Genomic DNA, 2,144 nt, shown 5'->3' on the forward strand with positions numbered 1-2,144 from the left:
CGCTGCGCCGCGGCGGTGTAGCCGTCCAGCGCCGGAGCCATGAACTGGGTGTGGAAGGCGCCGGCGGTGGCCAGTTTGCGCACCCGGGCCTTGGCGGGCGGGTCTTCGACGAGCTTGTCCAGGGCGGTGAGCCGGCCGGCGGCGACGATCTGGCCGACGGCGTTGCGGTTCGCCGGGACCAGGTCCAGCTCGGCGAGCCGGGCCAGCACCTCGGCCTCGTCGCCGCCGAGCACCGCGGCCATGCCGGTGGGTTCGACGGCGCAGGCTTTGGCCATCTCGCGGCCGCGGGTGGCGGCCAGCATGACGGCGTCGTCGGCGCCGATCAGCCCGGCGATCGCGTAGGCGGCGATCTCGCCGACGGAGTGACCGGCCACCACCAGGTTCTCCGAACCGCCGAGCAGGTCCCGCTTGGTCAGTTCGGCGTGCGCCAGCAGGGTGGCGGCGACGACCAGCGGCTGGGTGATCGCCGTGTCGGTGATCTCCTCAGCGGTCGCGGTGGTGCCCAACTGGGCCAGATCCAGGCCGCTGACCTGCGACCATGCCGCAATCTGGGTCCGGGCGTCATCGGCGTCCGGCCCGTCGAGCCACGGCGTGAGCATGCCGGGGGTTTGCGATCCCTGTCCGGGAGCGAGCAACGCAATCACGTATTTAAGAGAACATTGTGAAGGCCGATTTGCCCGATGTGCGAGAACATGAACATTGTCTTATGTTTTTGTGGAGACCATACAAAATCACGCTGCGCTGCGACGTGTTCGAGACCGCTCCGCTACCTGCCGGCCCGATCTACCCTCCGTCAACGGCCGGGTGTGCCTCGGGGAGTGCGCTCGGCGCGACGTCGACCCGACGAGTGACCTTGGTAACACCGCTGATGCTCGGCGTGGAGTGTTGTTCCCGGTTTGCCAGCCGGCCGACGGTGACGGCGACCCGCAGGATGTAGGCGTCCCGCGGCTGGGTCGGATCGCGGCCGGTGAAGTCGGCGATCCGTTTCAGCCGGTAGCGCACGGTGTTTGGATGAACGAACAACTTGCGGGCGCACGCCTCGATCGCGCCGCCGCAGTCCAGGTAAGCGTCCAGCGTCTCGGCCAGCGCGGACCCGGCGTCGGCCAGTGGGCGCATCACGTCGGTGTGCAGGGCCGCGATCGCCGACGGATCCCCGGTCAGCGCGCGCTCGGGCAGCAGCTCCCGGGCCAGCACCGGCCGCGGGGCGCCGGTCCATCCGGCGACGGCGTTCATCCCGGAGATCGCCTCGCTGGCGCTGTGGTATGCCGCGGTCAGCGTCGGCGCGGTCGGGCCGATCACCACCGCGTCGTCGGAGAATGCCGCCAGCAGGTCGGCGAAGAACTTCTGGGTCGGGGAGAGCGGACCGGAGACGATCGCCACCAGCCAGGTGCCGTGCACGTCGGTGAGGGCGGCACGACCGTGCCGACCGGCGATGTCCCGGATCTCCTGGCAGGCTTCTTGGCCGGCGGAGACTTGGCGGCCGGGCGGTGGGGTCCCCACCACGACCGTCGCCGGCTCGGTGGTGTCCCAGTTCAGCGCCGCCGCCCGGGACAGCAGCTCGGGCCCGGTGTCGCCGCGGACCACCGCGTCCACCACGCTGGCCTCCATCCGGCTGTCCCAGCTGCCCCGGGCCTCGGCCGCGTCGGCGTACGCGGAGGCGGCGGTGAAGGCCAGGTCGCGGCTGTATTTCAGGATTCCGACGGTGAGCGCGGTGACCTGCTCCTGGGAGCGGGCCACCATCGGCACCACCTCTTCGAAGTACTCCATGGTGACCCGCACCATGTCGACGGTGTGCCGCAGCGCGATCCGCCGGGTCAGGTCCTGCGGGACCAGCTCGAACGCCTGGGCGGTATGGCCGACGTCGCCGCTCGGGTGGCACATCCACTCGACGAAGTTGACCACGGCGGTCTGCACCACCAAGGCCACGTCGGCGCGCTGGGAGGCCTCCAGGTCGGCGAAGAACGGCAGCCGGTCACCCATGGCCGTCACCGCCTCGGTGGCCAGCCGGCCGGAGTACTGCTTCAGCCGGCGCAGCAGGCTCTCCGGGACCATGTCCAGCAGGTCCAGCGTGGAGCGCGGCAACGCCGCACTCGCCACAGCACTGTCAGGCATGTCTAAACACTACCCGGAAAAGCTAGAGGGTT

2 protein-coding genes are annotated in these 2,144 nt (G+C 70.3%); both read right to left on the minus strand.

All coding sequences use genetic code 11. The features are described 5' to 3' along the window. A partial coding sequence (locus AC2VNT_RS09320; protein ID WP_486946585.1) for an ACP S-malonyltransferase occupies positions 1 to 644 on the minus strand: 644 nt, incomplete at its 3' end. 139 nt (positions 645 to 783) lie between these two features. Continuing rightward, complete coding sequence (locus AC2VNT_RS09325) at positions 784 to 2,112, minus strand: PucR family transcriptional regulator (protein WP_486946586.1); 1,329 nt, start codon at positions 2,110 to 2,112, stop codon at positions 784 to 786. Positions 2,113 to 2,144 lie beyond the last annotated feature (32 nt).

Source organism: Mycobacterium sp. TH-M15 (genome assembly GCF_057473705.1).

Coding starts and splice junctions, on each gene's coding strand:
- AC2VNT_RS09325 (WP_486946586.1), bottom strand. CDS start 2,112: ATGCCTGACAGTGCTGTGGCGAGTGCGGCGTTGCCGCGCTCCACGCTG.